Raw genomic sequence first — 3,019 nt, 5'->3', positions numbered from 1 at the left:
GCGCAGGCCGGCGTGCGGAAGCTCCGCAACCGGTGGCCGCGCCTGTCGAGGCTCCTCCGCAGGGTCAGTGATGAGTTGAGCCCGATGGCGCTAGTCGGGCAATGATCTGAACCGCGGATCCGGAGTGCGATCCGCGCCTGGTCCACGACGTGGTGATGATGCCCCGCTGGTACCCACGCCGGGCCATGCAATGCCTGGTCCCGCTTTCGTTCGAATGCGAGGTCAACCCTTCAACACACCAAGCTCCCTGCCGATGCGCGTGAACGCATCGATGGCAAGGTCGAGGTGTTCGCGCGTGTGCGCGGCGCTCATCTGGGTGCGGATGCGCGCCTGCCCCTTGGGAACGACCGGGAAGAAGAATCCGATGGCATAGATGCCTTCCTCCAGAAGACGCTCGGCGAAGCGTTGCGCCAGCGGCGCGTCGTAGAGCATCACCGGGCTGATCGGGTGCGTGCCGGGGCGGATGTCGAAGCCCAGTTCGGCCATTTGCTGCCGGAAGTAAGCGGTGTTGTCGGCAAGGCGTTCGCGGAGCGCGCCGGCGGCATCCAGCATCTCGAAGGCCTTGGTACCGGCGGCCACCACGTGCGGCGGCAACGAGTTGGAGAACAGGTAGGGGCGCGAACGCTGGCGCAGAAGGTCGATGATCTCGCGACGGCCGGTGGTGAATCCGCCCGAGCCTCCACCCAGGGCCTTGCCCAGGGTCGAAGTGTAGACATCGACCTCATCCATGACGCCATGCAGCTCAGCCGAGCCGCGACCGTTCGCGCCGACAAAGCCGGTCGCATGCGAATCGTCGACCATGAGTAGGGCGTTGTATTTCTTCTTGAGCGCGACGATCTCATCGAGCTTGGCGATGTAGCCATCCATCGAGAACACGCCATCGGTGGCAATCAGCCGCGTACGCTTGTCCTGTGTCTCTACCAGGTGCTTCTCGAGTTCGGCCATGTCGCTGTTGGCATAGCGACGGCGCTCGGCCTTGCACAGGCGGATGCCGTCGATGATCGAGGCGTGGTTGAGTGCGTCGGATATCACGGCGTCCTGGTCGGACAGGATGGTTTCGAACAGGCCGCCATTTGCATCAAAGCAACTGGTGTAGAGGATGGTGTCCTCTGTGCCGAAGAACTCGGAAATGCGTGCTTCCAGCTGCTTGTGCAGATCCTGCGTACCGCAAATGAAGCGCACGCTGGCAAGGCCGAATCCATGGGTGTCCAGTGCCAGTTTGGCAGCATCGATGACTTCACGGTTATCCGCCAGGCCCAGATAGTTGTTGGCGCAGAAGTTGAGGACTTCGCGCCCGTCTGTGGTACGGATTGCCGCCGATTGAGGGGTCGCGATGATTCGCTCGGTCTTGAACAAACCCTGTTCACGAATTGATTCGAGCTCGGTTGAAAGGCGTTCGCGGGTTGCGGTATCCATGGCCGGGTCGCTGTTCTGGGAAACCCCGATTGTCCTTCAATCTTCGGTGTGGCGTACACCCGTTCCCGGTAATCGCCTGGAAAGTCCTTTAAACTCCGGCCCGGTCTGGACCGCCTGGAAACCATAGCGCATGAAGATTCTGTATCTCGCCCTCGTTCCGCTGCTGCTCTCGATGCCCTTGCAGGCCGAGCCAAGGCGAGCCGATCCAGGCGTCCTCGCAGGCATTGCGGACGACTATGCGTTTTCGTTGCCGCGTGGCCTCGCTCCTGGCGAAATCAACCTTCCTCCCTCCGTCGTGCCGGATCTGCCATTCGCTCCGCCGACCGGAAGCGTCAGAGCCGAAGCGGAATTCGAGGCCAACGAAGGCATCGTGGTCCGTTGGGGAACGTTCAATTCATTACTGACCGAGATGACCGTGCCGCTGACAACGGCCACGCCGCCATCAACGGTATATATCGTGGTCAGCGGAACCAGCCAGCAGAACTCGGCGTCGACCACCTTGCAGAACGCCGGTGCCGACATGAACCACGTACGCTTCGTTACTGCGCCTACCGATTCGGTCTGGATGCGCGACTATGGCCCGCGCTTCATCGTGGACTCGGGGCGCCGCGCGATCGTCGACCACACCTACAACCGGCCGCGCCCGAATGACAATCTGATCCCGATCGCGTTTGGAAACTACCTGAGCGAAACCGTGTATGCGATGCCCCTCATCCATGGAGGCGGCAACTTCCACCTGTTCGCGGATCGCGACGCCTACATGACCCGGCTGATCGTCAACGAGAATCCGGGTTTGACCGAGCTTGATATTCAGGACACCTATCTGGACTACCAGGGTCTTGATGTCACCCTGACCGAGCCGTTTCCGCAGAGCTTCGATTCAACCCAGCACATCGACATGTGGATGCTGCCGATGGCGAATGGGAAGGTGCTGATTGGCGAGTACGCTGCCAATGAATCCAACGGCGTACCCAAGGCCGTCAGCGACGCGACAGCCAACCTGATGGCGGGCCGCGGCTATACCGTATTTCGCACGCCGGGCTGGAGCAGTGGCGGCACCCACTACACTTATGCGAACTCTGTCGTCGTCAATGATGTGGTGCTGATCTGCCGATTCAATGGTCAGACAGCGAGAAATGCCGAGGCGCGAGCGACCTATGAGGCCGCGATGCCAGGCTACGAGATCGTCGATGTCGATTGCAGCTCGATCATCCAGAGCGCCGGCGCCATTCATTGCATCGTGATGCACGTGCCTGATCTGCTTTATCGAGATGAGTTTGATACCGAAGGCTGATCCGACAAGGCTGGCGCGGCAGCTGCGGAAAATTGTCAGGTGACGACACGGCTGAACCTGATCGATACCGCATCGATTCCAGGTGGCGGGGAGTTGCGCCTGTTCGAAGATGGCGAGCACTTTTCGATCAAGATCGCTGGCGGCGGTGACTTGATGTCCACGCGCATGCACGGTTCCGAGGACGCATTAGCGCGAATTGCCTGCGAGCGAATCGCGCATGCAAGTAGTCCTTGCATGCTTGTAGGCGGACTTGGCATGGGATTTACACTTGCAGCGGCGCTTGAACGGCTGGGTGGAGCGGCATCGGTC

At 60.8% G+C, this 3,019-nt stretch carries 2 protein-coding genes and 1 pseudogene; 2 read left to right on the top strand and 1 reads right to left on the bottom strand.

Annotated features, from left to right (window positions below; translation table 11 throughout):
• Positions 1 to 222 precede the first annotated feature (222 nt).
• Positions 223 to 1,416, bottom strand: coding sequence for a glycine C-acetyltransferase (kbl, locus tag WBP53_RS13075; protein ID WP_423929611.1), 1,194 nt, complete (start codon positions 1,414 to 1,416; stop codon positions 223 to 225).
• Between the two features lie 130 nt (positions 1,417 to 1,546).
• On the opposite strand from kbl, the gene WBP53_RS13070 reads away from it, so the two are divergent.
• Both WBP53_RS13070 and WBP53_RS13065 read left to right on the top strand, forming a co-directional pair.
• Complete coding sequence (locus tag WBP53_RS13070; protein WP_423929609.1) at positions 1,547 to 2,710, top strand: agmatine deiminase family protein; 1,164 nt, start codon at positions 1,547 to 1,549, stop codon at positions 2,708 to 2,710.
• A gap of 39 nt (positions 2,711 to 2,749) precedes the next feature.
• A pseudogene (locus WBP53_RS13065) lies at positions 2,750 to 3,019 on the top strand (hypothetical protein); the annotation flags it as partial.

The organism is Dokdonella sp., from assembly GCF_049593775.1.
In the GTDB taxonomy this organism is placed as follows: domain Bacteria; phylum Pseudomonadota; class Gammaproteobacteria; order Xanthomonadales; family Rhodanobacteraceae; genus Dokdonella.
The sequence above is the reverse complement of the archived record's forward strand: the minus strand, read 5'-3'. Positions and strand labels throughout refer to the sequence as shown.